This window comes from Pseudomonas sp. AC172 (genome assembly GCF_979258595.1).
Genome location: NZ_OZ409868.1, coordinates 4,571,176 through 4,597,109 on the forward strand (window position 1 = coordinate 4,571,176; position 25,934 = coordinate 4,597,109).

The window sequence follows — 25,934 nt, forward strand, 5'->3', positions numbered from 1 at the left end:
TTTTGCAAAAACACTGGGCCCGCGTTATTGCGGGCCTTTTTTCGTCTGTCATAAAAATCTCACGCGTGAGCCATTGATGGCACTTTGAATTGGTTGTAGTGTGGCTCACGCGTGAGATGTTCATAACCGAGCCATTGCCATGAAAACCCGTTCCCCCACAGTGAAATCAGAGAGCCCGAAGGGGGAGCGCGCGAAACCGTCGGCGAAAAAACCGTCGAGCTTTTATATGAAGCAGATGCGCGCGGGCCTGGCCGCTGCCGGTTATGTGAAACACGAAACTTGGGTGCTTCCCGAAAACCGAAGCTTGCTCAAGCAAATGGAGCAACAGCTACGCCAACCGATTCTGGCTGGCTCTTTCATGTCGGAGAATTACATGAGCGCAGGCAACAACTGGACCATCGATAGCCTCTTCAACGCCCTCAAGGCCCTGGACGAGGTGGCTTCGCAAGAGATTACTCTGTCGCTGATCCAGAGCTCCGAACCCAGCATCAAGCTGGAAATGAACGAATTCGGCGGTCTGCCGATTCACATCGCCCTGGCCGGCCAGCAGATCATCGTCGACACCGTGCTGGTGGACATCGATTCGATCAGCGACGTGCGCGCCTTCAACGATGCCGTGCTGCGCAGCCGGGAAATGTTCCCGCTGTCGTCGATCGGTATCGAGTCGATGCCGAACGGGCAGACCGTTTACAACATGTTTGGCGCCCTCAGCGCCGACTCGAGCCTGACCAACGTGGTAACCGAGGTGAAAACCCTGGTCGACAACGTGCAGCGCGCGAGTGAAGCCTTCGAACACTTCTTCAAGTAATCAACAGGGAATATCCAATGACTCAGTCCATCTGGAGCAAGTTGTTCACCGCACTGCGCGGCGGCGCCAATGAAGTCGGCGAAGCGATCGCTGACCAACAGGCCCTGCGCATCCTCGACCAGGAAATTCGCGATGCCGACAGCGCGCTGTCGAACGCCCGTCGCGAACTGGTCACCATCATGGCCAAACACAAACTGGCCGCCGACCGCGTGAGCGAGTACGACGCCAAGATCAAGGATCTGGAAGCCAAAGCCGTCTCGGCGCTGAACGCCGGCCGTGAAGACCTGGCGCTGGAAGTGGCCGAAGCGATTTCGACCCTGACCAACGAGCTGGATGTTGAGAAAAAGCAGAGCGACGAGTTCGGCACCTACGCCGAAAATATGCGCAAAGACATCAGCAAAGCCGAGTCGCGTATCAAGAGCCTGCGCCAGCAAGTGGACATGGCCAAGGCCCGCGAAAGCGTGCAGAAAGCCCAGGTCAGCGCCTCCATCGCCAGCGGTGGCGCCAATGGCAAACTGGAAACCGCCGTCGGCACGTTGAACCGCCTGCAAGCCAAGCAGCAGCAACGCGCGGCTGAATTGAGCGCTGCCGACGAACTGGCTGACGCTTCGACCGGCAACGACCTGGAACGCAAACTGCGCGACGCCGGCATCACGCCGAACGAAGGCAGCGCCAACGCGATTCTTGAGCGTCTGAAGCAAAAGTCTGCTCAGTAAACACTGCGCAAAAAACCTGTGGGAGCGAGCTTGCTCGCGAAAGCGTCGTATCAGTCGCCATCAATGTTGACTGACACGCCCTCTTCGCGAGCAAGCTCGCTCCCACATGGTTTACGGCGTGTCGTTCGCCGTTCGGCCCGGTACACTAGCGACGTTTTTTTCGCCGACGAACACCTCCACCCGCTTCAAGGAACGTACCCATGGGATGGTTTAAAGACTTGCTGGGCACCAGCAACTGGCAGACCGCTGCGCCAACACCGACCGTTGCCAGTGGCCCACTCGGCATGGCCCAAGGCAAGGCTGTCAGGTTCGATACGACGCTGGCGCTGTTGCTCGATGGCTCGACTACAGTGCGAGTGCCCTTCGATCAGGCGATCTGGAGCCACGGCTGGGTCGACCTCGGCCAGTCCAATAAACTGCACCGCTATTACATGAATGACGAGGATTTCTGGCTGCAGATCCACGTCACCGGTGACGATCAGATCGAATCGGTCACCCTGTTCAACTACCTCAGTTACGTGACCGTCAACAGTGACGCCGAACTGCAGCGCCTGGCCGGCCCCAATAGCTCGATCGGACTGCCGACCTACACCCACGAAGGTGTCGAATACACCCGCGAGTGGGGCACCGAGCACGGCCAGACCGAACTCGTACCGATGACCGAACAGGTGGTCAATCCGGACGAGAGCTACACCATCGAACACCACTCCATGCTTTATGCGCGCGAGACCGGCCTGACCGATCGCCGCGAATTGCTGCTGTTCTCCGTCGAACAGGATGAAGAAGGCACCGTCAGCCTGAGCACCTCGCTCGGCATCTCGCTGTACACGACAGATCTGAGCACCATTTAAAAAAGGAAGTTTTACATGCTGGAAGTGCTGGCTGTTTCCCTGAACAAAACCGCTCTGGTCGGTTTCGTCGTCTACCTCATCGGCGCCGTACTGCTGTTCATGCTGTTTCAATTCGTCTACACGCGCATCACGCCGCACAAGGAATTCGAGCTGATCCGTTCCGGCAACGTTGCCGCCGCCATCGCCCTGGCCGGCGCGATCATCGGTTTCGCGATTCCTGCCAGTAACGTGATTGCATTTTCGGTCAATGTTCTCGACTTCGTACTCTGGGCAGTGATTGCCGCCGTCGTGCAACTGCTGGCGTTTCTTGCCACGGGTCTGGTGCTCAAAGGCACCTCCCAGCGCATCGCCAATGGTGAAATCGCCTCCGGTATCTACGTCGCGGCGGTCGCGATCAGCGTCGGCATGCTCAACGCCGCGTGCATGACACCGTCCAACTGATCGGCAGGAAGCCTTAGATGAAACGCAGCAAATACGTTCAGTTGTCCCTCGCCGCCTCGGTGGCCATGGCCGTTTCCGGCCAAGTGACAGCCGCGGATCAACCGCGCAATTTTCAGAACGTTGAACAGTGCGTCGACGCCGAAGTGGCTGCCGATGTCTGCTCCAACGCCTACGTCGCCGCTCTGACCGAACACCGGCGCATCGCCCCGGCATACGACGCCAAAGCCAAGTGCGACGCAGATTTCGCCGCTGACTGGTGCCAGAAGAATTCCGACGGCCGCTTCGTGCCGAAACTCGGCGGCTTCAAAGTGCCGCAGGAAGGTGAGCCGGAGCAGAACCTCGACGCCATCGCCAATGCCCAGATGCCCGCCGGTAATGCAACGGCGCAGAATGTGCAAAGCACTTCGCACGTCTCCAGCGGTGGCGGAAATGGCTGGCTGACCGGCTGGCTGATCGGCAACGCGATGAGCAACAACGCCGAACGCACGGTTTACCGCGATCGCGAAACGCGCCAGCCATACAACACCTCGACGCAGTACCGCAGAGCCGAAACCACGACGCGCAGCCAAACGGATTACGAGAGCAGCAAAAGCAAACCGGTCAACGTGGCTTCTTCGACGTCACGCGGCGGCTTCGGCAGCCAATCCAGCGCCCGCAGCGGTTGGGGTGGCTGGGGCAGCAGTTCTGGTTCCGGTCGTTCGAGCAGCTGACCATGAAGAAGATCCTCTGCGCCGAGCGCCCCGACTGGAAACACACTGCCGAAAGTCTCGGCTTCATGTTCCACACCATAGACGACGAGCCGTACTGGGACGAAAGCGCGTACTACCAGTTCACGCTCGCGCAGATCGAAAACGATCTTGAGGATCCGACCACCGAACTGCACGAGATGTGCATGGACCTGGTCGACCGTGTGGTGCACAGCGAGGAACTGCTCGATCGCTTGAGCATCCCGGCGCCGTACTACGACATGATCCGAACTTCCTGGCTGGAAGGTCATCCGCATCTGTACGGCCGCATGGACTTTTCCTACAGCGGCAACGGCCCGGCGAAACTGCTGGAGCTCAACTACGACACCCCGACCAGTCTTTATGAAGCAGCGGCGTTTCAGTGGGGCTGGCTGGAACAATGCATCGAGCGCGGCACGCTGCCGCGCCATGCCGACCAGTTCAACAGCATCGACACCCAACTGCATCAGGCCTTTGCTGAGTTACAACTGAAGCGGCCGTTCTACTTCGCCTCGATGAAAGAATCGGTTGAGGACAAGGGCACCACGGATTACCTGCGGCTGATCGCCGAGAAGGTCGGCATCGAATCACGGCACATCGATATTGAAGACATCGGTTTGACGGCTGAAGGGCGTTTCGTCGATCTGGAAGATCGCTGGATTGCGCACCTGTTCAAGCTGCATGCCTGGGAGTTTATCTTCCACGAACCGTTCGGCGCGGCGATTGCCGAGTGCGACACGCAGTTTTTCGAACCGGCGTGGAAGGCGATTCTGTCGAACAAGGGGGCACTGCCGTTGCTGTGGGAACTGCACAAAGGTCATCCGAATCTGCTGGCCGCGCATCTCGACCCGAATCCGGCCAACGCCGTACCCAAGGGCTGGGTACGCAAGCCATACTTTTCCCGGGAAGGCGCCAACATTGAGCTGCAAACGGCTGACGGTCTGATCGTCAAAGAGGACGGTCCCTACACTGATGCGCCGTTTATCCTGCAGGAATTTGCACCGCTGCCGAAATTTGGCGACAGCTACACGCTGATCGGTTCCTGGGTGATCGGCGATCAGGCAGCGGGGATTGGTGTAAGGGAAGATAACAGCCTGATCACCAAAGATTCGAGCCGGTTTCTGCCGCACCTGATCCTCGACTGACTTGCTCGGCAGATGGCTGCCCGACACTAATAAACCGCAGCGTTTGCGCACTGCGGTTTTTTTGTTTCTGCGCCAGATTACGCAATATCCACCGAACGAACCGGCGATTCCACGGGTGGTTTTTCCCTGGCCGTTTCAGTCGCGCCAACGCCAGCCATTCTGCGCCGGGCGATCTCTGCCCCACGGCGCCGCAATGGCGTTTCGACGAAGCGGAAATTGAGTTCACTGCACACGACCATGATCACCAGTGAGGTCAGCAGCAGCTCTACCGTGAAGGCAGCCCCCAGCTCCACGTCTCTGCTGGCGGCAATACGCGTCCAGATCTCGGTGCTCAGATGGTAGGCAAAGATGTGCACGACGTATAACGCGTAAGAGCGCGAACCGAGCCACTGGAAAAGACCATTGAGCAGCGCCGGGCAGTAGATGTAGCCCTTCTGATAACTGGCGAGCCAGACAATGATCAACGCCGTGATCGCGATCAGACCGACGGCAATCGGCGCCATGATCATCTGACCGGCGATGGCGCCCATCATGTACAGAAGGAACAACGTGATGGCCAGACGCTTGAACCTGCTGCCGCCAAGCCCGACAGGTTCAATATCCTTGTACAAAGAGGTGCGGGTGAACAGGCAAAGCAGAATCCCCCACATCATCGCGTCCAGGCGGAACGAGAAAAGCATCGGTGCGGGAGGGGCTGCGAAGGTATCGCGATTGAACGGAAATTGCGCCGCGATCAGCAGGATCAGAATCATCACGCGCCAGCGGGGCGACGTCACCAACAGCAGGAACAACGGAAAGATGAAGTAGAACTGCTCTTCCAGCGCCAGGCTCCAATACACGGAATTCGGCCCCAGCAGCACCCCGTACTGATTCGCCAGGTTACCGGAGAACGTGGCCACCGCGGTGAAACTGCGCAAGTTTTCGTACCAGGACTGGAACGCATTCGACTGGTTGAAAAAGATCGAGAACGCCAGCGGTATCAACACCCACAGCCAGGCTGTCGGCAGCAATCGGTAGGCGCGCCGGATCCAGAAAGACGTTGCCGCAAGGCCAAAGCGGTTCTGCTCGCGGTTCTTATCGAAGTAATCGAGATAGGCCTTGCTGACGACGAAACCGGAAATACAGAAGAATAGATCAACGCCGGTCCACGGCGCATACACATTGAACACCTTCAACAGGTATAAACCGAAGAACGGCAACAACTGAGGGAGATGGGCAAAAATGGTCATGAGAATGGCCACGCCCCGCAGAAACTCAATTTCCTTGTTTTTGCTACTGCTCATCGGTTTCTCTTGTTTTTGTGAATGAACAAGCGCTGATAGTCACGCAATCTGTTCTTGAGAAGATGGGCCGGTTCTCCAGCCGCCGGGGCCGATCATGGAATGGCTTGCGATGGCGTTCAAGAGCCTTCGGCAAACTTTACCGGCACGCGCTGACGCGTGAATATTCGCTTTATGTTTCGCCAAAACGACGAAACCCCCGCAATGCGGGGGTTTCGAGCTAAGCCAGGTCACAGCTCAGGGACAAATCAGAAAGGTAGTTCACATAAGAGCAGACCATCACCCCTGTATCGCCTTATTTTACTGGTAAAAATCAAAAAAAAATAACGACATTCACAGAAAAACGTAAAGAACAGTCCGTCTTGATTTGCAGAAAACCTGGAATGGGAAAGCGTGCGAAGACTTGTGTAAAGATCGTGCTTTACACAAGTCGTATTTTGCGCAATTTCGGATGGCTCTTCGCTTACTAGATAGTTGGAAGAGTTCGAACAGATGATCAGCTTCAAGTCGCGCCGGTTTAGCTTGATCGCGGTTGGTTAACACCAAAATCAAACAGACGCGGAGCCTCCCTTCGTACCTACATCATGTGGGAGGGCCAATCCGTCTCGTGCTTATTTCACCTTTTTAATGGACACAACCGTGGCTTTCGCGCCCTCAGATCTGAATTCGAAAGTCACCTGATCTCCAGCGCTTAGCCCCGTCAATTGGTCCGTCGTGGCGGAAAAAGCCATGGTCATAGGCGGCCACTGCACCGCCGGCACAGCGCCATGCGCGATAGTCACAGTGTGCTTCTCGGAGTTAATAGCCTTGATTGTGCCCTCCGCTTTGGCTACTGGAGCTTGCTTTGCGTCTTGCTTCATCTGCATGCCCTCCATACCGTCCATTTTCATACCCGGCATGTCCTCTGCCAAGGCAGAAAGGGACAGCGTAACGACGGTGCTTGCAACTGCAATCAGGGTCAGTTTCATACGATTTTTCCTTGATGGTTGATAGGTTCAACTGAGAGGTGCCGGCGACGCATCAGGTGATAGGCTGCCGGAATGACAAACAGGGAAAGCAAGGGTGCCGTGACCATGCCGCCAACCATAGGCGCGGCGATACGGCTCATCACTTCGCTACCAGTACCGCTGCCCAACAAGATGGGTAACAGGCCGGCAATGATGACCGCCACGGTCATGGCCTTGGGTCGAACGCGCTGCACAGCGCCTTCACGAATGGCCGCCACCAGCCCGTGCTCAGTGTTGTCGCCGAGGTCTTCACGTTCGGCCCAGGCGTTCTTCAGGTAGAGCAGCATGATTACGCCAAATTCGGCGGAAACACCGGCCAAGGCGATAAAACCGACCCCGGTCGCGACTGATAAGTTGAATCCCAATAGATAGAGGAACCATGCCCCACCCGTGAGAGCGAATGGCAGTGTGGCCATGATCAACAGGGCCTCATCGAAGCGGGCAAAAGTCAGGTAGAGCAGCACGAAGATGATCAACAGCGTGGCCGGCACCACCAGTTTGAGTCGTGCGTTAGCCCTTTCGAGAAACTCGAATTGCCCTGAGTAACTAAGGCTCATGCCGGGCTGCAACTTGACCTGTTCACTGACGACCCGACGCAGGTCGGCGACTACCGAGGCAATGTCCCGGCCACGCACATCGATGTATACCCAACCAGAGGGCCGTGCGTTCTCGCTTTTGAGCATCGGTGGGCCGTCGCTGACCTTGACCTTCGCCACAGAGCCAAGGGTAATCTGGCTCCCCAGAGGGGTGTATATCGGCAATTGCTCCAGGGCGCCGAGCGAGTCGCGCCACTCACGTGGATAACGTACGTTGATCGGGAAACGTGCTAGCCCTTCGATGGTCTCCCCGACGTTTTCACCGCCGATAGCACTGGCCACGATGGACTGCACATCGGCGATATTCAGTCCGTAGCGGGCAGCGGCCTTGCGATCGATATCCACGTCGATATAGCGGCCACCGGTAAGCCGCTCGGCCAGAGCCGAACTGACGCCGGATATGCCCTTGGCCACCCGTTCGACTGCCTGAGTCGCGGCATCGATCTCCGTCAGGTTGGTGCCGGCAACTTTCACTCCAATGGGACTCTTGATCCCGGTGGCCAGCATGTCGATACGGTTGCGAATCGGCGGTATCCAGATGTTTGTCAAACCGGGAACACGCACCACACGGTCCAGTTCTTCCACCAACTTTTCCTGGGTCATGCCCGGACGCCATTGCTCGTGTGGTTTGAACTGTATCGTGGTTTCGAACATCTCCAGCGGTGCGGGGTCGGTGGCGGTTTCGGCACGACCGGCTTTACCGAAGACGTGTTCAACCTCTGGAACGGTCTTGATCAAACGGTCGGTCTGTTGCAGCAGTTGTGCCGCTTTCTGTGCTGACAATCCCGGCAGAGCTGAAGGCATATAGAGCAAATCACCCTCGTCCAAAGGCGGGAGAAACTCGCCACCCAAGCGCGACAATGGCCATAGCGCACTGACAAAAACCAATAGCGCCACCAGCAGAGTGATCTTTGGTCGACGCAAGACCGCGTCCAGAGCCGGCTGATAGATCCGGATCAACCACCGGTTCAACGGGTTCTGTTGTTCACTGGGAATTCGCCCCCGAATCCAGTAGCCCATCAGCACCGGCACCAAGGTCACTGACAATCCCGCCGCTGCGGCCATGGCGTAGGTTTTGGTGAAAGCCAACGGGCCGAACAGCCGTCCCTCTTGCGCTTCCAAGGTAAAAACCGGAATGAACGACAGGGTGATGATCAACAAACAGAAGAACAGTGCTGGGCCTACCTCTGCCGCCGCTTCGGTCATCACATGCCAATGACGCTCACCCCTCAGTTCCTCTCCAGGATTTGCCACGTGCCAGGCCTCAATCTTCTTGTGGGCGTTCTCGATCATCACTACGGCAGCATCGACCATGGCGCCAATGGCGATGGCAATCCCGCCCAAGGACATGATATTGGCGTTGATGCCCTGATAGCGCATGATGATGAAGGCAATCAGCACCCCCACCGGCAGCGAAATGATCGCCACCAGTGATGAGCGCAGGTGCCAGAGGAAGATCCCACAGACCAACGCGACGACGACGAACTCTTCGATTAGCTTGTGGCTGAGATTTTCCACCGCGCGGTCGATCAGTTTGCTGCGGTCGTAGGTGGTGACGATTTCCACTCCGGCCGGCAAACTGCTTTTCAGTTCGTCGAGTTTGGTCTTGACCGTCGCAATGGTCTCGCGAGCGTTCTTACCGCTGCGCAATATCACCACGCCGCCGACGGTCTCGCCTTCGCCGTCGAGTTCGGTGATGCCACGCCGCATTTCCGGTCCCAACTGGATCGTGGCGACATCGCCAAGGGTCACCGGCACACCACCCGAACCCAACTTGAGTGGGATCGCCCGAAAATCATTGAGCGTCTTTAGGTAGCCGGACGCGCGCACGATAAACTCGGTCTCTGCCATCTCCAGCACCGCGCCACCAGTTTCCTGATTGGCCTTGCCGATAGCTTCGGTCACCTCAGCCTGAGTGATACCTAGGCTGGCCAGTTTGAGTGGATCGAGCTGCACCTGGTACTGCTTGACCATGCCGCCCACGGTGGCCACTTCCGCAACATTGGGCAGGGTCTTGAGTTCAAACTTGAGGAACCAGTCCTGAAGTGCGCGTAGCTGCGCCAGATCGTGCCCGCCACTGCGATCCACCAGCGCGTATTGGAAGATCCAGCCCACGCCCGTCGCATCGGGCCCCAACGCCGGCTTCGCGCTGGCCGGCAACCGACTTTGTATTTGGCTCAGATATTCCAACACCCGCGAGCGAGCCCAGTACAAGTCAGTGCCGTCTTCGAACAGCACGTAAACGAAGCTGTCACCGAAGAAGGAATAACCACGCACCGTCTTGGCGCCCGGCACCGAGAGCATGGTGGCGGCCAACGGATAGGTCACCTGGTTCTCGACAATCTGCGGCGCTTGTCCCGGAAAAGGGGTGCGGATGATCACCTGCACATCGGAGAGGTCTGGCAGCGCATCGATGGGTGTGCTTTGCACCGACCAAATGCCCCACGCCGTGACAAACAGCGTCGCCAGTAGCACCAGGAATCGGTTGGCCACTGACCAACGAATCAGGGCAGCGATCATGGCTGACTCCCCGATTTTTCCAGGCGCTCAACACGCAGGCCATCGTTGGTCTGACTCACCGCAACCCGAACCTTGTCACCCGTTTTGAAGCCTTGCATCAGCGCCGGGTTGGCGAGTGGGAACGTCATCGTCATGCCAGGCATGCCCAGCGTTTTGAAAGGACCATGGGCGAGCGTGACTTCTTTGTCGTTGATCTCAACGATCTGCCCATCCGCTTCATGAAAGCTGGAGGCTGCTGCGCTGGGTGGTGACTCTTCCTCCATGCTTGCAACAATGCCCTTTAGACTGGCCTCCGAGTCGAGCAGGAACTGGCCAGAGGTAACCACTTTCTGGCCTTCTTCCAGACCATTCAATATCGCCGTCTTGTCGTCGCTTTCCTGCCCGAGTTGCACCTCCACGGGACGGTAGCGGCCGGCGTCTTCGGCGAGCATCACCAGAGCACGTCGGCCCGTGCGAATGACGGCCTCGCTCGGCACCCACAACACGCTTTGCCCGGTCGAACGGTTCAGGCGTACCTGCGCCGTCAAACCCGGCCTGAGGCGCCCGTCAGGATTGGGTAGTTCCACCCGCACACGAAGGGTGCGGCTGTCCGGATTGGTGTCGGGCAAAATCGCGCTGACCTTGCCATTGAGCGTTGTCCCTGGAAGGGCTGGCAGACGCGCCTCGACCGCCTGCCCCACGGTGATCGATCCGGCATCCGATTCTGGAACGGCCACCGCTAGCCAGACACTGCTCAAGCCATTGACGCGTGCGAGGGTGTCGCCAGTCGCCACGGTCATGCCCGCACGTACGTTCAATTCTTGCAGCACACCGGCAATTGGGCTGGTGAGCGTCAGGTAGGGCTGAACCTTTCCGCCACGCTCTACTTGAGTAATCAGTGTTGCCGGCATCCCTGTGAGCCGCAGTCGTTGGCGGGCCGCAGCGAGCAGGTCAGCATCACCGTTGCGTCTCAGGGCAAGGAATTCAGTCTGGGCAGCCGCCCATTCCGGCACCAGAATATCCGCCAATGCCGCATTGGCTTTGAGCACATCACCGGGAGCATGGGCATAGACCCGCTCCACAAAGCCAGTGGTGCGTGCCTGAATCACAGCGACATCACGTTCGTTAAACGCCAAGACACCGGTTACTTCGAGGCTGGAGTCAAAGGTCCCACGAGTGACAGTCGCAAAACGCAGTCCGAGATTCTGGGTCAGACTCGGATCGATGCTGACGCTCGCACGGTCCCCTGCGCCGCTGGCGTATTGGGGAACCAGTTGCATGTCCATGAAGGGGGACTTACCTGGCTTATCGAACTTTTGCTGCGGGTACATGGGGTCGTACCAATAGAGCGCTTTGCGTTCGCCCGTTGAATTGAGGCTCTGCTCCGAGGCGGTATTGGGTACTCCGCTCATGCGTTGATGTGCGAACCAGTAACCACCCACAACACCTAATGCCATCGAGATGCCAACCATCAATGCCCCGTTCCATTTTTTAAGGCTCATTGGCTGGACTCCCCATAAGCAAAATACAGCCGCGCACTGGTCAGCGCTCGCTGCTCTTCCACGTCAATCTGTTTGAGTCGGGCCTCGATGAGTTCACGTCGGGCGGCAACAACGGCGTTCAAATCGCCTTTGCCGGCGCGATAACTGGCCATGCTGAGTTCGACCTTTTCCTTGGCCAGCGGCAACAGGCTTTCCTGGTTGCGGCGCACAGCACGATTCAGGCGTTCATAGTCAGCCAGTTCGTTTTCCAGTTGCTGGGTGTGCTCGCGAGACAGGGCTTCGCGCTCGGCCTCAAGCTGACTGAGTCCAGCCTGTTTGGCCGCAATTTTGGGGTTTTGGCGCGAGTCAGGAAACAGCGGCAGGTCCCAGGAAAATTGCACGCTGACCATATCGCCGAACTCACGGCCACGGCGCTGGTAATCCAGTTCCCAGCTCCAGTCCGACTGCTTCTCCGACACCGCTTCATTAACTTTGGCTTGCGCTTCACGGGTCATCGGCGCAAACGCGGCCAACTCGGGATGGTGTTGCAGTTTATGGGAGTAGCTTGAGGTTTCGACAGGCCATTCAGGCAGGCTGCCCACAGGCTTGTCGTTGGCGGCGGAACCAATCCAGCGTTTGAGGGCCGCTCGGGCCTGTGCTCTTTGGAGAATCAGATCATCCTGTTGCTCCGCCAGTTGAACCGCTTCCTGCTTGGGTGTCACCGCATCAGCGGGTTGAGCGCGACCACCGGCAATCTGGGCCCGGACGGTATCGGTCAGCAGACGATTTTCTTTGTAGAAGTCCTGGAACAGCGCATCTTTCCGCTCAACCGAGTAGCTACTGATCCAAGCTAACGCCGTGGACTGGCGTACCTTCAGACGTTCGACTCGACGCTCCGCAGCGGCGCGATCAACGGCCGCATCGGCGACCTCAATCCGAGCTTTGCGCTTGTCGCTGTTCGGCATTTCTTGCCTGACCCCGACCATTTGCATGGTCATGAAGTCCTGGTTGATGCTCCAGCGATCCGGACCGCCAATGGGGTAGTTCTGCACACCCAGCAGCAGCTTGGGGTCAGGCAGCTCACCGGCTGGAATAGCCGCGCTGCTGGCTGCCTGAATTTTTGCGTCTTGTGCGGTCAACGACGGTGCATTGTTTTCGGCCAGCCGCAACGCTTCATCGAGTGTCAAGGCGGCAGCGAAGCTCGGCAATGCCAGTACGCTTGCCGCCAGACCGGCCACGAGGGACCAGCCTGTGCAATAGCACTTGGAGTTCATGTTTACGATTCCTGTGATCATCCACTGCACGCGTCAAAAGACATGCGCGCAGCCAGTCCATCCCGCTAACGCGGAATGAGGCTCAATGTGGGACAGGAATCAAACGCGAGGGGGTCGCCATACCCCGGATGGGGTCTGAATAGGTAGGGAATCGCTGAGGTAGTAAAGCACTACGGGGCTGAATACGGTTACCGGAGGCTTGAAGATCGAGACTTGCAGCATGCCGCCCGTCTTGCATTCCTGGCCCGGCTTACAAGGTTTGCCGTGCTCAGTAGGGCTTTTCATGTCGTTGCAGCAGTCCATTCCCATGTCGTCCATCATCGCCATGCCCATCGTTTTCATTGGGCAAGGTTCTGTCGGTGCCTGAACACCCGCCATCCCGCTGAGGGGAAGCGCCAGGCTGATCAAGAAGATGAGGCAAAACCGCAGATAGCGTTTCATGGGCTGGAGTGTAGTCGCTGCAAATGGCTCTTACAATTGGATGAATGTTCTCAGCGGTCTATAGAAAGGCCCTGATCCAGGCGATATCACTGGACCTAAATTAAGCCAGCATTATCAGTGCGATAATTGAAGTGATTGACGAGCTGCGTCCCGATTTATTTCTGCGCCGCTGTCTCGGACTGAGCCGGAAACGCAACACGCATTTCATCCACCATCGATTTGAGGATTTCTCGTAATGGTTGCTCTCTGCCCAGTTGCTTCGACCACTCATGGATGTGCAGCTCGAAATTGAATTTTTGGGTCATCCGCTCAGAATCAGCCTGTTTAGCCTTCTCCAAGGCTTCTACTAAACCAATTTTTTCGCTTGCTACCAGACTCATCAGCTCTTCAAATTCATGAATCGTGAGGAAGTAAATATTTTCGACGGGGATCAAATGTTGCTCAGCATATTTGGATCGAATTTTTTCGAGGACTACATCTCCTACAACGGCTGCGAAAGTAACTCCATTCCCGATGTACAGCTCTTTGTATGTAATAGCCAGCAGGTAGGTTGAGGAGCGCTGACGAATCACGGGATGATCACCGTCCATCGAAGCGATTCGAGCAGCAACCTCATGCCCTTGTTCGAACGCTTTAATCAAGGACGTTTGGGTCGCTCGACGAACATCCCCCCGTTGAAACGCGACCATACCCCGCTGCGCCATTTCCACACCTTTAGCGTCGATCAGCACATTCGAATCACCATCAGCAGCAATGAAGTCGACGACTTTCCCTTGACCAGGCAGGACTAGAGTCAATTCGCTCTCGTTGGCTGTCGGCAACCCTGACTTGCTCAACCAGTCGCCTACATATTTTTCAAACGACTTTCCAAAAGCGTTATTGAACCCGTCTACGTCAGCTCGCTTGAGGTAGTCGTAGATGAAATGTCCCAAGGATCGCTCAAGAACATGAGGGGACACACACAAATATTCGGAGCGAACCTTGATGAATGGGAATTTTAGGAAGGGCGTTTGCTGCAAATACTCGTTCGGGTGGCGCCCGTCCCTGTCTACCTCTTCTAAGGTGCGATGCAAATCTCCAACTTCGACAGAAATGGTACGTAAATAGGCGTCTACAGCCATCGGTGTAAAGGCTGGACAGAGACCAAAAAGAGTGGCTCGCTGAAGTACAGGACCACTTTTCTTCGTGCTAGCAAGGACCGCAAAAGAAAGACGCAGAAAGTCCTGTATGGAAACTCCAGTTCCATTCAGGAAACGAGTTTTGAAATAATGATTTTCCGGGACTTTTGCGAACAAAAGCTCCTGACGAGCAATATCAACCAAGCCGCTCTCTGTCTGATGAAAAAACTGCTGGTAGGCCACCGCCCGGAAAAAAAGCCGTACGTCTTCGTACTCATCGGGCAGGCTACCGGTTTCCGTCAGGTCAAGGACCTTTTGTAGCAACTCAAGCATTTCATTCTGAGAGATTGAAGGGCGCCTCAATGGGCTATTTACTAATGGATCTAGAAAAGTCCATTTAATAAACAACATGATCAACCATGGCTGCTTGGATGCCTGCTCAAAGCGATCTTTGGTGGGACTGTATAGATACCTCAACGCCGCTTCCAATAAGCTGAGCGGGTCGTAGCGTCGAATAATGCGTTGAATTTCCGCCAAGCCTTCGTCGAAACTCTTTGCTCTGATCGGCAGCTTCGCCATGAGAGTGGCATCCTTGTTTGAGATCAATGACATTCTCACACAGCGTTCGACTCCAAGCCGCCTTTAGGGTGATTAAAACGCTTCGGCATGCCTCGGTAACGCAATAGAGATCAGTGCTGCGAGCAGTACGAATGCACTCGATATCCATAAGCACGCGCCCAGCCCATACACCTGATAAACCCAGCCGGAGAGCACCGTGCCGATCAGACGGCCCATGGCGTTCGACATGTAATAAAAACCCACGTCCAGCGACACTCCATCTTCCTTGGCGTAGGACACGATCAGGTAGCTGTGCAGCGACGAATTCACCGCGAACAGAGCACCAAACATCATTAATCCGCTAAGTAGCACCACCTGTTGCGACAGCCCGCTGTTCAGCCCGAGGGCAATTGCCGCAGGCAAGCCTGCCAGTGCAAGCGCCCAGATAAATGCCGCACGACCATCCGGCACGTGCCCGCTTTTTTTGCCAGTGATGTTGGGTGCAAAGGATTGCACGATGCCGTAGCCAATCACCCAGGCCGCGAGGAAGCCGCCAACCTCCCAGAAGTCCCAGCCGAACACGCTGCTCAGGTAGACCGGTAAGGCCACCACAAACCAGACATCGCGGGCGCCGAACAGAAACATCCGTGCCGCTGAGAGGATATTAATCGCCCGGCTCTTGGACAGGATGTCTCGAAACTTTGGCTTGGCTTTCGCTTTGCCCAGGTCCTTCTTCAACAGGATCAGACTGCTGATCCAGATCAACGCCAGTACACCCGCCATGGCCAACAGGGCGCCTTTGAAGCCTATAAGTGCTAGCAAGGCTCCACCAAGAAAGAAGCCGACACCTTTGAGTGCGTTCTTCGAGCCGGTGAGGATTGCTACCCACTTGTAGAGCTTGCCCTGCTGCCCATCGGGGACCAGGAGCTTGATCGAGCTTTTGGCACTCATCTTGTTCAGGTCTTTGGCGATCCCGGACAACGCCTGAGCGCCCATCACCCATGGGATGGTTAGCCATGCGACAGGAACCGTCAGCATCAACAGCGCCGCGACCTGCATGCCCAGCCCGATGTTCATGGTTCGGTTCAGTCCCAGCCGAGCGCCGAGGTAGCCACCCACCAGGTTGGTGATTACGCCAAACAGCTCGTAGAACAGGAACAATGCGGCGATTTGCAGTGGGCTGTAGCCCAACGCGTGAAAGTGCAGCACCACCAACATGCGCAAGGCGCCGTCGGTGAGGGTGAAGGCCCAGTAGTTGCCCGTCACGAGCAAGTACTGCCGAACTTCCGGAGCGAGGGCTGATAACGCTTTCATGACCGCTCCTTAAACTGCCAGACCGACCATTTTGGCCAGTTCGACGGTGCGGTTGGCATAACCCCATTCGTTGTCGTACCAAGCATAGAGTTTGACCTGGGTGCCGTTGATGACCATGGTCGACAACGCGTCAATGATCGATGAACGCGGGTCGGTACGGTAGTCGATGGACACCAAGGGACGCTCCTCGAAACCGAGGATGTCTTTCAGTTCATTCTCGGAAGCGTCCCTGAGGAACTGATTCACCTCTTCGACCGTGGTGGCACGCTCGACTTCAAAGACACAATCAGTCAGCGAAGCGTTGGCCAGCGGCACGCGTACGGCGTGACCATTCAAGCGTCCACGCAGCTCCGGGAAGATTTCGGCAATGGCGGTGGCCGAACCCGTACTTGTTGGGATCAAGCTCATCCCGGATGCACGCGCACGACGCAGATCCTTGTGCGGCTGATCGAGAATGCTTTGGGTGTTGGTCAGGTCGTGGATGGTGGTGATCGAACCGTGTCGAATGCCCAGCTTCTCGTGGATCACTTTCACCACTGGCGCCAGACAGTTGGTGGTGCACGAAGCAGCGGTGACGATGCGATGTTCAGCAGGTTTGAACAGCTGATGGTTGACGCCCATGACGACGTTCAACGCCCCTTTTTCCTTCACCGGAGCGCAGACCACTACGCGCTTCACGCCTTGGTCGAGGTAAGCCTGAAGCACAGCGACGGTCTTCATCTTGCCGCTGGCTTCGATGACCAGATCGCAACCCGACCAGTCGGTGTCGGCAATCGCTTTGTTCGCCGTTACTTTGATCCGCTTACTGTCAATGACGACGCTATCGCCTTCGGCGCTCGCTTCGTTGTGCCAACGACCATGCACCGAGTCGAAGTTGATCAGGTGCGCATGGGTTACTGCATCGCCTGCCGGATCGTTGATCTGCACGAACTCAAACTCCGGCCAGCTCCAGGCAGCTCGCAGAGCGAGGCGACCGATCCGACCAAAACCATTGATGCCAACTTTCATAGTCATGTTGTTGTGCTCTGTATCTGTAGTCAGTGGGGGGTCGACTGGGTGTCGAACTGGCCGATGTATTCGATATGGGCAGGATGTTGAATGGCGCGCGGACGCAACGACTGAACATCGCGAATGGCATCGCTGAATGGCACACCGCTCTCGATCAACAGTTGAGCGGCGACCAAACCGGTACGACCCGATCCGCCCTTGCAATGGATAGCAATCGTTTTCCCTTCAGTCAGGAGCTGCTTCAGTCGCGGATGATGCTGTTCCCATGCGGCTTTGAATGCTTCGCCAGGCGCTTGATCGTCTTCTATCGGCAGGTGAAACCACTCGATGCCGAGCATTTGGCACTCTTCGGGCAGCAGGTCGATCTCGTTCTGAAGCAACTCTTCTGCTGGCATCAGCGTCAGCAACGCCGATGCCCCTGCATCCTTGAGGGTTTGCAACGCCTCGAAAGGTCGGGTGCCCTTCGTGCCTGGACACGGGGTGAAAATCATTTGGCCATCGAACTGTGCCAAGGGCAGTACGGAATATGGGTGTTGTAGCACGGTGATAGATCCTCAGATGGAGCGCTGATTGACACGTTTCATGAGTTCTTCCGCTGACTCTTTGCGCTCGGAATAACGATCCACCAGATAGTCCTGACGGTCACGAAGCAACAGCGTGAATTTCACCAACTCTTCCATCACATCCACGACGCGGTCGTAGAATGGAGAAGGCTTCATCCGGCCGTTATCGTCGAATTCCATGTAGGCCTTCGGTACGGAGGATTGGTTGGGAATGGTGAACATGCGCATCCAACGTCCCAGCACTCGCAGCTGATTAACGACGTTGAACGACTGCGAGCCGCCGCATACCTGCATAACGGCGAGGGTTTTGCCTTGAGTCGGGCGTACTGCGCCCATTGCCAGTGGCACCCAATCGATCTGCGCTTTGAACACTGCGCTCATGTTTCCGTGACGTTCTGGAGAGCACCAGACCTGACCCTCTGACCACAACACCAAGTCGCGCAGTTCCTTCACACGAGGATGATCGTCGGGGGCATCATCCGGCAGCGGCAAACCTGACGGATTGAAAATCCGCGTCTCGGCGCCGAAGTGCTCCAGCAACCGAGCTGCTTCTTCAACCAGCAAACGACTGAAAGAGCGTTCACGAGTCGACCCGTACAGCAGCAAAATGCGCGGCTTGTGGATGGAGGTCTTTTCTATACCGAGCTTATCTGTCGAAGGAAGATCAATCAGGTCAGTATCGAGCTGGGGAATGTGATCATCAAACATAGTCTTTGTCCTGCGCTACCGCGCTCTTGGATTCATCGAACCAGCGGTGTTTCAACCAAAGGGCAACACCGACCAGAGAAATCAGTACCGGTACTTCCACCAGCGGGCCGATCACCGTGGCGAAGGCCACCGGGGAAGCCAGGCCGAAGGTGGCAATGGCCACGGCAATCGCCAGTTCGAAGTTGTTGCTTGCGGCGGTGAAAGCCAGTGCAGTGGTGCGTGGGTAGTCCGCCTTGAGCAGCTTGCCCATCCAGAAGCTGATGAAAAACATCACCACGAAGTAGATCGTCAGAGGGATCGCGATGCGCAATACATCCAATGGCAATTGCAGCACTACGTCACCTTTGAGGCTGAACATGGCCACGATGGTCAACAGCAGTGCCACCAGCGTCAGCGGGCTGATCTTCGGAATGAAGCGCTCCCGAAACCAGGCTTCGCCTTTACGGGCGATGAGGGTCCTGCGGGTCAGGAAGCCTGCCAGAAACGGCACACCCAGGTAGATCAGGACCGACTCGGCAATGCTGACAAAGCTGGTCTCGATCACACTGCCTTCCAGTCCGAACAGCGGCGGCAACAGCCCAAGGAAGACCCAGGCATACAGACTGAAAAACAGGATTTGAAAGATGCTGTTGAACGCCACCAGCCCGGCGACGTACTGATTGTTGCCACCCGCGATCTGGTTCCAGACCAACACCATTGCAATACAACGAGCCAGGCCGATCAGGATCAGGCCGGTCATGTACTCCGGTTGGTCCCGAAGAAAGATGATCGCCAGCGCGAACATCAACACCGGTCCGATGACCCAGTTCTGGACCAAGGACAAAACGAGGATGCGCTTGTCCTTGAAGACCTCCGGCAGTTCCTCATAACGAACCTTGGCCAGAGGCGGATACATCATCACGATCAAGCCGATAGCGATGGGTATGTTGGTTGTGCCCACGGAAAGACTGTTGAGCCACTGCGGCCAGCCTTCGAACATGCTCCCCAGACCGATCCCCAAGGCCATGGCGAGAAAAATCCACAGCGTCAGATAACGGTCGAGGAACGAAAGGCGGCTTTTACTCATGATCAATGCTCCTGTGATTACAGCGTGCCAATCAGGGCCAGCTCTGCCTTGAGCTGTTCGGCACTCAGCTGGGAAAGCGGTAAAGCCAGAAAGGCTTCAATACGGGTTCTGATCTGCTCCAAAGTGGCCTCAAAAGCCGCCCCGATCTCTTCTTGAGTCCCGTGGTATTCCGACGGGTCAGCCAACCCCCAGTGCGCCTTCGTGGCCGGTCCGAAAAATACCGGGCAGGCCTCACCGGCAGCCTTGTCGCACACCGTGATGACGAAATCAGGAGCCAAGTTCACATGGACATCGCTGGACTTACTGATCAATCCCTCCGTCGAAATACCAGCGCTTTCTAACGTCTTGAGACTCAGCGGATGTACTTCGCCTTTCGGCTGACTGCCCGCGCTGTAGGCTTTCATACCTTCCGGCGCCAAGTGATTGAAGACTGCTTCACAAAGGATGCTGCGGCAGCTATTGGCAGTGCACAGGAACAGGATTTTCATCGAGCGATCTCTTAGTCGAAGGCGGAATCAGGCGATTTAGCTTTCACAGCAGGCCAGCGCCCGCTCAGGGCGGTCGCCCATTTCATCGAGGCGTTTAGATTCAGGGCTCAACCAATGCTTGTTGCTTTCGAGCGTAGTGGTCAGCACTTGATGGACCCAATCTGGAAGGTTCGGGTGCAGTCGGTAATACACCCATTGGCCTTGCCGACGGTCCGACAGCAAACCGCAACTGCGCAGCTGGGCCAGGTGCCTGGAGACTTTTGGCTGACTCTCATTCAGTGCGCAGGTCAGCTCGCATACACAAAGCTCTCCTTCACGAGTGATGAGCAGCATCGTGCGCACCCGAGTGTCATCAGCCAGGCATTTGAAAACAGTGGTCGGTGTCAGATGGTCAGCCATATCGTTTCTCAGTGTTTGTTTTTGACCAAGACGAACATCTTGATGCGCTCATGAATTTCGTGAAGGGTGTGACGAAAGGCATCGGGTTTGATGCTGGTGACCGGGTCTTCAAAACTCCAGGCCAATGCCTCACCGGCGCCTGGTAGAGACTGGCATTCCGATGCGGCTTTATCACACAAGGTGATGACGTAATCGAAACGCTCACCACGAAACTCATCTATCGACTTGCTATGCAGTCCTTCAGCGCTCACACCGATGTGGGAAAGCGCCTCAAAGGTGCGCGGATCTACCTGAGTCGGAGTTGTGCCGGCGCTGAACGCCTCGAAATGCTCCGAATCGGTATGCCTCAGCAACGCTTGGGCCAGCTGAGAGCGGGCAGCATTGGCGGTACAAACGAAAAGGACACGGGCTTTGCTGGTCATTGTGAAATCTCAGCTCATATACGGTATAACGAATATATGATTTTCCGTATACCAGGTAAAGAGCTAATGGCACAGTAATCCATAAAAACGTTTGGATTCCGCCGACCAGCTTCAATGAAAGCCCTATATTGCCGCGTCAGTCACGTAACTCGCTTTCCAGTTATCTACAAATATCTGCGGCGGTATATATGTTTTTTGTAATGAGTCTGTCGCGCAAGCAGAAAAAGGTCGTTCCTTGGTTCAAGGACTACCTGGACAAGCAGAAGAAATAAGAAGGGCACCCCTAACCTGCCCCGGACGTCGAGGGCGGGTTAGGCGGCAGTGCTCTAGGCTTTGCAACAACCCGGCGAGGTAAGAGGTGCGGCCTCAGGAAATGTTCCCGCCGTCGCGCAACAAGATGTCTGACTAGCCGAAGCTTCAAGGCGATCATCAGCCTCATCGAAATCCGAGTTGCAAATGCCAGTTGCCGGAAGGATCAGCTCAACCCTTTTGGCCGCCTCCCAATCACCCGCCAACGCCGCGACAACAGACCGTACCTGTTCATACCCCGTCATTAACAAAAACGTAGGCGCCCGGCCATAGCTCTTCATCCCCACAATGAAGAAACCTTCCTCTGGATGGGAAAGTTCTACTGCGCCGTGAGGCCTGACCGTACCGCAGCTGTGCTGGTTGGGGTCGATCATTGAAGCGAGCAACACTGCACTTTGGGTTGTTGGGTCAAGTGAGATACGCAGCTCGGCGAGCAGACTCAGGTCTGGGCGGAATCCAGTCGCCACAATGATTTCGTCCACAGGTGGAAATAACTGGCCTCCCGCCTTCACGACCAACCCTTGGGCATTGCCTACTACCTGATCGATAGCGACGCTTTTGAACAGCTCGATCACGCCGTCATTCAGCAATTGGCGAATCTTCAGGCCGAGCTTTCCGCGCTCTTCCAATTGATCATTCGCACCACCGCCCAGAATGCGCTCAAGAGAATTACCCCGGATTGCCCATAGCACTTTGGTTTGCGGTGCCTCCTGAGTCAGCCGTACCAGATCCTGGAGGGTGTTAAACGCGGAGTGACCACCACCTACTACCAGCACTCTTTTGTTGGCATAGCGATTCCGGGCACGACTCAATACCTCCGGGATGCCGTACGCGATGTGCGCTGCATGCTCGATCTCGCCCAAGGCAGGGATACCATGGGCACCCATCCAGTTCGGCGTCAGGTACGTGCCCGAGGCATCGATGAGAGCGCTGGCCAGCACATCCTGTTCACCCGTTGGTCCTGCGACGCGTAGCAAAAAAGGGGCAGCCGATCTGCCCTGGGTCTTCATCACATCCTGACCGATGCGAGTGGCTGCCAGAACACGGGTATTGAGCTGCAAGTGACGCTTGATCTGTTCGAGGTCTGCGAGAGGTCGAACAAACCGGTCCAGCAGTTCACGACCCGTTGGATACTCGTTCTCCGGTGGTGGAATCCAGCCATCGGCCAGCAAAAGTTTGGCCGCCTCCTTGTCCACATTGAACTGCCACGGAGAAAACATCTTCACATGCGCCCATTCTTCGATGCTGGACCCAGCTTTCGGACCAGCGTCGAAAATCAACGGTGTGATCCCTCGGGCCAATAGGTGAACGGCTGTCGCCAGGCCCACCGGCCCTGCTCCGATTATGGCAACGGGAAGATCGTTGTTCACCATGGTCCATTCCTTTTTCAGACTGGCTGATTGACCGGAAACAGGCGTTCGACAATCGTACAGTCAAGCCAGCGCCCTTCCAGGCAAGCGTGCTTTTCATACACCCCCACCTGACGAAAACCGCAGGCTTCACACAGTGCAAGACTGGCGTGATTGAAGGTAAAAATACGCGAAAGAACCTTCCAGAATCCGCGAGCTTCGGCTTCGTCCAGCAATGCCTGAAGCAACTGTTTGCCGAACCCGTAGCCGCGAACATCGCGATCTACATAAATGGAGAAATCTGCAACGCCGTCGTAACAGGCTCGGGTGCGATAACTACTGAGTCCAGCCCATCCAACAACCTGATCAGCCACATCAACCATGACCACTACCGGGTAGCGTTCTACTGAGTTAATGCGATCAAACATGTCTGATGCACATACAGGAGTTGTTTCAAACGTAGAGCTACGATCCTCAATACCTTGGTTGTAGATGGCTGCCATTTTGGTAGCATCTAAGCGTTCAGCTAAACGAAATCGCATCAGCGTTTGCATTGTTAGCATTATTCGAGCCCCACTCGGTTGGTAGTAACAACATTGCTTCTAAAAGGAAGTTTTCCCTTTCAATCCTTGCTCTTCACGGCTGGGCAACACTCACTCACGAGCCCGCAGCGAATCTCCGTGGCCCGCGTAATCTGCCTAAGCAAACTCAGTGCTCCTTGCCTGGCTTCAGCCGAGATGTTCTCGATCATCGCTCGCTCCTCAGCAATCAGGTCAGCTCTGATTTTCTCGTATAGCTCCCGTCCAGAATCCGTTGCCTGGATTCGGACTGCACGTCGATCTTCATCATCCTCAACGCGAGACACATACCCTTTACGCTCTAAGGTATCGATCACTCGGCTTGCCGTGCTTTTGTCCAAGAACATTTCTTCCGCCAAGACCTGAAGGCGCAGCGCGCCCCTTTTGACAAGCGTCTCGACGGCATAGCATTGGGTTACCGATACGTCGTAACAGCAGATCCGGTCGCGATCACGGAACTGATAGACGCGAACCAGCTGGTTCAGCGCCTCATGCAAGTCCTCGGAATCCTGAGTCAGCTGATCGTTTTTAAGCTTCGTCATAACCGTCACAAATTAGTTGTTAGCTGCAACAGTAATCCTCGAATCTCGGAGGCGTCAACAACGAACTTAGATTGACGATAGCCAGAAGAAGGCGCTAGCTTGTTGTTACTAACAACTAAAAATGAGCGCATCGGTCGTGTCATTTCCACAGCAGATTCATTCTCCGATCAATCGCTCCAGGCTCGTATGGGCAATGGGTTTCACCCAGATTATTGCCTGGGCTACGACCTATTACTTGCCGGCAGTGCTTGCGACTCCTATAGCCAAAGAAACCGGGTGGTCCATTACCAGCGCAGTGGGTGGTCTGTCTTGGGGAATGCTGATAGCGGGAGCTTCCTCGCCGGCAGTTGGTCGTCAGATTGATCGTCATGGCGGACGCTCTATCCTGGCTGCCAGCTCACTGCTCCTGGCTCTTGGCATGTTACTGATGGGGCTGGCGGGAAACCTTGCCACGTACTACCTCGCCTGGACGCTGATCGGCGTCGCCATGGCGGCGGGTCTATACGACGCAGCCTTCTCAACCCTGGGACGACTTTTCGGCGAAGAGGCTCGAACCTCCATTACCGGACTGACCCTTTTAGGCGGCTTCGCAAGCACCATAGGCTGGCCGGTGATAGCGGGACTGGAGAGTTGGATCGGTTGGAGGGGCGCCTGCTTTGCTATCGCTGCGACTCATCTGCTAATCGGATTCCCTATTCATGCGCTGTTGATTCCTGGAAGCACAAAACAACCGCCCCACCCCGTTATAACCGAATCACTAGGGGGGGCTGCGCTTCGCCCAAAGACCTCCAATTATCTGTTTTTCTTGATTGGCGGCATGCTAACGGCACTGGCACTGGTGGTATCTGGTATCTCGGTACACCTGCTCAATATTCTCAAGCAGTTGGGGATCGCGAACGCTATGGCCTTGGCGCTCGGCATGGTGATCGGACCCTCGCAAGTGGTGGCGCGGGTTGCGGAGTTTTCCATTGGAAGGAATCTCCACCCAACTTGGTCCGCACGAGTGGGAGTGTTGCTATGCTTCGTCGGACTTGGATTGCTGATCTCAGGCCTGCCTTGGCTGGCCTTCGTAGCAATTGCACTTTACGGTGCGGGTAACGGCATCCTCACCATCGCTCGCGGTACTCTTCCATTGGCGCTTTTTGGACCTCAAGGATATGGCGCACGCATGGGACTGCTCGCAAGGCCTGTCCTTGTTGCCCAAGCGTGCGGCCCCATCGCCTCAGCTTTTGTTTTGGAAAGCTTTGGAGCTTCGGTACTTATCGGTGTGATGTGCGGGCTTCTGTTCCTATGCTTCATGGCTACCTGGCGGATACCGACGGCTCAAAAAGAGAACACGTGAGGCGCTGCTGGAGGCGCAGTGTTAAATCGGGGGGACTCGACTGCAACCCTATTGGTAATGCAGGCGGATCCAGCCACCTGTCACCTTGACGCCCTCCCCTCCGCTCAAACACTAAACTCTTACGGACGAGTTTTGGAGCAAGAAAAATGACACGAAAAAAGCAGCTGACTCCAATCGAAGATGCATTGGCAGAGCAACCTATAACCGTCGGGCACGAGGTTTCTAATGGTCCGTCCCAAGGTACAAAGCTTTCGCTTGAACGCCTGCTGGCAGAAACTCCGGAGGACAATCTAGACGAGGCATGGGAAAAAATGGCATCAGTCGGGCGTGAATTCTGACGTGAGTTTTGCTTTCCATATCTGTCCTGCCCATTGCACCAGCAACGTTCGTCTATCCCTCGAAACCTTCAGAACCCATCGGCGTAATAGCCCCATTCACCGACCAACTCATCTATCGCCAGCGAAATTCTCGATTCCTGCATCAATTCGGAAGGCGTGTAGCTGAGCGCCACAGCGATGGCCATCGCGAAACCATCAAGGCTTTGCGGGCTATATGGCCAGACTTGGAGCTTTATCAATGATGCATCGCTGAGGCTGTATTCATCGACAAACGCCAACATCCCCTCCAACCGGGTAAATTCGCATAACGATATCGCACGCGTTTTCAGAGGCCAATCCGCGAGCAACGTTCGCGTATCCAAATACGTGTCCCCGGCGCTTGCAAGCATTGGATGAGTGAAGGCTCTTACGCAAAACGACATCAACAGCGGAGACGATACGAGACTCCGTACGTGTTTCAAGTCGACTAGCCCTTGACCAAACTCCCACGCCAGTTCGCGACGCAGGTGCTCTTCAAGATTTGGGTGATCAGCCATCACTACTCTTGAGTTGGCGATAACATTCATGA

General features: G+C 56.0%; 27 protein-coding genes. 8 read left to right on the plus strand and 19 right to left on the minus strand.

Annotated features, from left to right (window positions below; translation table 11 throughout):
• Positions 1-226 precede the first annotated feature (226 nt).
• From ACZ0A4_RS20615 to ACZ0A4_RS20640, 6 genes are all read left to right on the plus strand, one after another.
• A complete protein-coding gene (locus ACZ0A4_RS20615) occupies positions 227-808 on the plus strand; it encodes a YjfI family protein (protein WP_253756885.1) in 582 nt (193 codons plus the stop codon).
• A gap of 17 nt (positions 809-825) precedes the next feature.
• Positions 826-1,524 (plus strand): PspA/IM30 family protein, encoded by a 699-nt coding sequence (locus tag ACZ0A4_RS20620; RefSeq protein WP_038362095.1) that lies wholly within the window; start codon positions 826-828, stop codon positions 1,522-1,524.
• 200 nt (positions 1,525-1,724) lie between these two features.
• Positions 1,725-2,375 carry a DUF2491 family protein gene (locus tag ACZ0A4_RS20625; RefSeq protein ID WP_141126625.1) on the plus strand — a complete coding sequence of 217 codons (651 nt, stop codon included), beginning with the start codon at positions 1,725-1,727 and terminating at the stop codon, positions 2,373-2,375.
• A 15-nt stretch (positions 2,376-2,390) separates the two neighbouring features.
• Complete coding sequence (locus ACZ0A4_RS20630; RefSeq protein WP_016983572.1) at positions 2,391-2,816, plus strand: DUF350 domain-containing protein; 426 nt, start codon at positions 2,391-2,393, stop codon at positions 2,814-2,816.
• Between the two features lie 17 nt (positions 2,817-2,833).
• Positions 2,834-3,526: a DUF1190 domain-containing protein gene (locus ACZ0A4_RS20635; protein WP_463576217.1), complete on the plus strand. Its 693-nt coding sequence runs from the start codon at positions 2,834-2,836 to the stop codon at positions 3,524-3,526.
• 2 nt (positions 3,527-3,528) lie between these two features.
• Complete coding sequence (locus tag ACZ0A4_RS20640) at positions 3,529-4,686, plus strand: glutathionylspermidine synthase family protein (protein ID WP_463576219.1); 1,158 nt, start codon at positions 3,529-3,531, stop codon at positions 4,684-4,686.
• A gap of 77 nt (positions 4,687-4,763) precedes the next feature.
• On the opposite strand, the gene ACZ0A4_RS20645 is transcribed toward ACZ0A4_RS20640, so the two are convergent.
• From ACZ0A4_RS20645 to ACZ0A4_RS20730, 18 genes are all read right to left on the minus strand, one after another.
• Positions 4,764-5,969: an acyltransferase family protein gene (locus ACZ0A4_RS20645; protein WP_141126629.1), complete on the minus strand. Its 1,206-nt coding sequence runs from the start codon at positions 5,967-5,969 to the stop codon at positions 4,764-4,766.
• A gap of 608 nt (positions 5,970-6,577) precedes the next feature.
• Positions 6,578-6,934, minus strand: coding sequence for a copper-binding protein (locus tag ACZ0A4_RS20650; protein ID WP_294167184.1), 357 nt, complete (start codon positions 6,932-6,934; stop codon positions 6,578-6,580).
• Positions 6,931-10,089, minus strand: coding sequence for an efflux RND transporter permease subunit (locus ACZ0A4_RS20655; protein ID WP_463576222.1), 3,159 nt, complete (start codon positions 10,087-10,089; stop codon positions 6,931-6,933). The genes ACZ0A4_RS20650 and ACZ0A4_RS20655 overlap by 4 nt, the downstream gene beginning before the upstream one ends.
• Positions 10,086-11,570, minus strand: coding sequence for an efflux RND transporter periplasmic adaptor subunit (locus ACZ0A4_RS20660; protein ID WP_463576223.1), 1,485 nt, complete (start codon positions 11,568-11,570; stop codon positions 10,086-10,088). The genes ACZ0A4_RS20655 and ACZ0A4_RS20660 overlap by 4 nt, the downstream gene beginning before the upstream one ends.
• Positions 11,567-12,823, minus strand: coding sequence for a TolC family protein (locus ACZ0A4_RS20665; RefSeq protein WP_463576224.1), 1,257 nt, complete (start codon positions 12,821-12,823; stop codon positions 11,567-11,569). The genes ACZ0A4_RS20660 and ACZ0A4_RS20665 overlap by 4 nt, the downstream gene beginning before the upstream one ends.
• A 99-nt stretch (positions 12,824-12,922) precedes the next feature.
• On the minus strand, positions 12,923-13,264 hold the full coding sequence (locus tag ACZ0A4_RS20670) for a hypothetical protein (RefSeq protein ID WP_463576226.1): 342 nt from the start codon (positions 13,262-13,264) through the stop codon (positions 12,923-12,925).
• 155 nt (positions 13,265-13,419) lie between these two features.
• On the minus strand, positions 13,420-14,961 hold the full coding sequence (gapS1, locus tag ACZ0A4_RS20675) for a GapS1 family protein (RefSeq protein ID WP_463576227.1): 1,542 nt from the start codon (positions 14,959-14,961) through the stop codon (positions 13,420-13,422).
• Between the two features lie 72 nt (positions 14,962-15,033).
• Positions 15,034-16,254, minus strand: coding sequence for an organoarsenical effux MFS transporter ArsJ (gene arsJ, locus ACZ0A4_RS20680; RefSeq protein WP_463576228.1), 1,221 nt, complete (start codon positions 16,252-16,254; stop codon positions 15,034-15,036).
• Positions 16,255-16,263: 9 nt separating this feature from the next.
• Positions 16,264-17,268 (minus strand): ArsJ-associated glyceraldehyde-3-phosphate dehydrogenase, encoded by a 1,005-nt coding sequence (locus ACZ0A4_RS20685; RefSeq protein WP_463576229.1) that lies wholly within the window; start codon positions 17,266-17,268, stop codon positions 16,264-16,266.
• 23 nt (positions 17,269-17,291) lie between these two features.
• Positions 17,292-17,753, minus strand: coding sequence for a phosphatase domain-containing putative toxin (locus ACZ0A4_RS20690; protein WP_463576230.1), 462 nt, complete (start codon positions 17,751-17,753; stop codon positions 17,292-17,294).
• 63 nt (positions 17,754-17,816) lie between these two features.
• Complete coding sequence (gene arsH / locus ACZ0A4_RS20695; RefSeq protein ID WP_294167129.1) at positions 17,817-18,533, minus strand: arsenical resistance protein ArsH; 717 nt, start codon at positions 18,531-18,533, stop codon at positions 17,817-17,819.
• Positions 18,526-19,599: an ACR3 family arsenite efflux transporter gene (arsB, locus tag ACZ0A4_RS20700; protein WP_463576231.1), complete on the minus strand. Its 1,074-nt coding sequence runs from the start codon at positions 19,597-19,599 to the stop codon at positions 18,526-18,528. Before arsB ends, arsH begins: the two co-directional genes overlap by 8 nt.
• A 17-nt stretch (positions 19,600-19,616) precedes the next feature.
• Positions 19,617-20,087 carry an arsenate reductase ArsC gene (locus ACZ0A4_RS20705; protein WP_070415435.1) on the minus strand — a complete coding sequence of 157 codons (471 nt, stop codon included), beginning with the start codon at positions 20,085-20,087 and terminating at the stop codon, positions 19,617-19,619.
• Between the two features lie 36 nt (positions 20,088-20,123).
• The gene (locus ACZ0A4_RS20710; protein WP_463576232.1) at positions 20,124-20,486 is read right to left on the minus strand and encodes a metalloregulator ArsR/SmtB family transcription factor; all 363 of its coding nucleotides are present in this window, start codon (positions 20,484-20,486) and stop codon (positions 20,124-20,126) included.
• Positions 20,487-20,494: 8 nt separating this feature from the next.
• Positions 20,495-20,908 carry an arsenate reductase ArsC gene (locus ACZ0A4_RS20715; protein WP_463576233.1) on the minus strand — a complete coding sequence of 138 codons (414 nt, stop codon included), beginning with the start codon at positions 20,906-20,908 and terminating at the stop codon, positions 20,495-20,497.
• Positions 20,909-21,234: 326 nt separating this feature from the next.
• The gene (locus tag ACZ0A4_RS20720; RefSeq protein WP_463576234.1) at positions 21,235-22,590 is read right to left on the minus strand and encodes an FAD-dependent oxidoreductase; all 1,356 of its coding nucleotides are present in this window, start codon (positions 22,588-22,590) and stop codon (positions 21,235-21,237) included.
• Positions 22,591-22,604: 14 nt separating this feature from the next.
• Positions 22,605-23,108 (minus strand): arsinothricin resistance N-acetyltransferase ArsN1 family A, encoded by a 504-nt coding sequence (locus tag ACZ0A4_RS20725; RefSeq protein ID WP_294169290.1) that lies wholly within the window; start codon positions 23,106-23,108, stop codon positions 22,605-22,607.
• 80 nt (positions 23,109-23,188) lie between these two features.
• On the minus strand, positions 23,189-23,686 hold the full coding sequence (locus ACZ0A4_RS20730) for a MarR family winged helix-turn-helix transcriptional regulator (protein WP_294167121.1): 498 nt from the start codon (positions 23,684-23,686) through the stop codon (positions 23,189-23,191).
• Positions 23,687-23,879: 193 nt separating this feature from the next.
• Between ACZ0A4_RS20730 and ACZ0A4_RS20735 the strand changes: the two genes are divergently transcribed.
• Positions 23,880-25,028 (plus strand): MFS transporter, encoded by a 1,149-nt coding sequence (locus tag ACZ0A4_RS20735; protein WP_463576235.1) that lies wholly within the window; start codon positions 23,880-23,882, stop codon positions 25,026-25,028.
• 146 nt (positions 25,029-25,174) lie between these two features.
• On the plus strand, positions 25,175-25,366 hold the full coding sequence (locus tag ACZ0A4_RS20740; RefSeq protein ID WP_294167117.1) for a hypothetical protein: 192 nt from the start codon (positions 25,175-25,177) through the stop codon (positions 25,364-25,366).
• 68 nt (positions 25,367-25,434) lie between these two features.
• Here ACZ0A4_RS20740 and ACZ0A4_RS20745 read toward each other — a convergent pair whose 3' ends face one another.
• The gene (locus tag ACZ0A4_RS20745) at positions 25,435-25,932 is read right to left on the minus strand and encodes a hypothetical protein (protein WP_294167115.1); all 498 of its coding nucleotides are present in this window, start codon (positions 25,930-25,932) and stop codon (positions 25,435-25,437) included.
• Between the last annotated feature and the right edge of the window lie 2 nt (positions 25,933-25,934).

Excerpts from the sequence above, each read along its gene's own strand:
- ACZ0A4_RS20615 (WP_253756885.1), top strand. The coding sequence starts at position 227 with ATGAAGCAGATGCGCGCGGGCCTGGCCGCTGCCGGTTATGTGAAACAC.
- ACZ0A4_RS20620 (WP_038362095.1), top strand. The coding sequence starts at position 826 with ATGACTCAGTCCATCTGGAGCAAGTTGTTCACCGCACTGCGCGGCGGC.
- ACZ0A4_RS20625 (WP_141126625.1), top strand. The coding sequence starts at position 1,725 with ATGGGATGGTTTAAAGACTTGCTGGGCACCAGCAACTGGCAGACCGCT.
- ACZ0A4_RS20630 (WP_016983572.1), top strand. The coding sequence starts at position 2,391 with ATGCTGGAAGTGCTGGCTGTTTCCCTGAACAAAACCGCTCTGGTCGGT.
- ACZ0A4_RS20635 (WP_463576217.1), top strand. The coding sequence starts at position 2,834 with ATGAAACGCAGCAAATACGTTCAGTTGTCCCTCGCCGCCTCGGTGGCC.
- ACZ0A4_RS20640 (WP_463576219.1), top strand. The coding sequence starts at position 3,529 with ATGAAGAAGATCCTCTGCGCCGAGCGCCCCGACTGGAAACACACTGCC.
- ACZ0A4_RS20645 (WP_141126629.1), bottom strand. The coding sequence starts at position 5,969 with ATGAGCAGTAGCAAAAACAAGGAAATTGAGTTTCTGCGGGGCGTGGCC.
- ACZ0A4_RS20650 (WP_294167184.1), bottom strand. The coding sequence starts at position 6,934 with ATGAAACTGACCCTGATTGCAGTTGCAAGCACCGTCGTTACGCTGTCC.
- ACZ0A4_RS20655 (WP_463576222.1), bottom strand. The coding sequence starts at position 10,089 with ATGATCGCTGCCCTGATTCGTTGGTCAGTGGCCAACCGATTCCTGGTG.
- ACZ0A4_RS20660 (WP_463576223.1), bottom strand. The coding sequence starts at position 11,570 with ATGAGCCTTAAAAAATGGAACGGGGCATTGATGGTTGGCATCTCGATG.
- ACZ0A4_RS20665 (WP_463576224.1), bottom strand. The coding sequence starts at position 12,823 with ATGAACTCCAAGTGCTATTGCACAGGCTGGTCCCTCGTGGCCGGTCTG.
- ACZ0A4_RS20670 (WP_463576226.1), bottom strand. The coding sequence starts at position 13,264 with ATGAAACGCTATCTGCGGTTTTGCCTCATCTTCTTGATCAGCCTGGCG.
- gapS1 (WP_463576227.1), bottom strand. The coding sequence starts at position 14,961 with ATGGCGAAGCTGCCGATCAGAGCAAAGAGTTTCGACGAAGGCTTGGCG.
- arsJ (WP_463576228.1), bottom strand. The coding sequence starts at position 16,254 with ATGAAAGCGTTATCAGCCCTCGCTCCGGAAGTTCGGCAGTACTTGCTC.
- ACZ0A4_RS20685 (WP_463576229.1), bottom strand. The coding sequence starts at position 17,268 with ATGACTATGAAAGTTGGCATCAATGGTTTTGGTCGGATCGGTCGCCTC.
- ACZ0A4_RS20690 (WP_463576230.1), bottom strand. The coding sequence starts at position 17,753 with ATGATTTTCACCCCGTGTCCAGGCACGAAGGGCACCCGACCTTTCGAG.
- arsH (WP_294167129.1), bottom strand. The coding sequence starts at position 18,533 with ATGTTTGATGATCACATTCCCCAGCTCGATACTGACCTGATTGATCTT.
- arsB (WP_463576231.1), bottom strand. The coding sequence starts at position 19,599 with ATGAGTAAAAGCCGCCTTTCGTTCCTCGACCGTTATCTGACGCTGTGG.
- ACZ0A4_RS20705 (WP_070415435.1), bottom strand. The coding sequence starts at position 20,087 with ATGAAAATCCTGTTCCTGTGCACTGCCAATAGCTGCCGCAGCATCCTT.
- ACZ0A4_RS20710 (WP_463576232.1), bottom strand. The coding sequence starts at position 20,486 with ATGGCTGACCATCTGACACCGACCACTGTTTTCAAATGCCTGGCTGAT.
- ACZ0A4_RS20715 (WP_463576233.1), bottom strand. The coding sequence starts at position 20,908 with ATGACCAGCAAAGCCCGTGTCCTTTTCGTTTGTACCGCCAATGCTGCC.
- ACZ0A4_RS20720 (WP_463576234.1), bottom strand. The coding sequence starts at position 22,590 with ATGGTGAACAACGATCTTCCCGTTGCCATAATCGGAGCAGGGCCGGTG.
- ACZ0A4_RS20725 (WP_294169290.1), bottom strand. The coding sequence starts at position 23,108 with ATGCGATTTCGTTTAGCTGAACGCTTAGATGCTACCAAAATGGCAGCC.
- ACZ0A4_RS20730 (WP_294167121.1), bottom strand. The coding sequence starts at position 23,686 with ATGACGAAGCTTAAAAACGATCAGCTGACTCAGGATTCCGAGGACTTG.
- ACZ0A4_RS20735 (WP_463576235.1), top strand. The coding sequence starts at position 23,880 with ATGGGTTTCACCCAGATTATTGCCTGGGCTACGACCTATTACTTGCCG.
- ACZ0A4_RS20740 (WP_294167117.1), top strand. The coding sequence starts at position 25,175 with ATGACACGAAAAAAGCAGCTGACTCCAATCGAAGATGCATTGGCAGAG.
- ACZ0A4_RS20745 (WP_294167115.1), bottom strand. The coding sequence starts at position 25,932 with ATGAATGTTATCGCCAACTCAAGAGTAGTGATGGCTGATCACCCAAAT.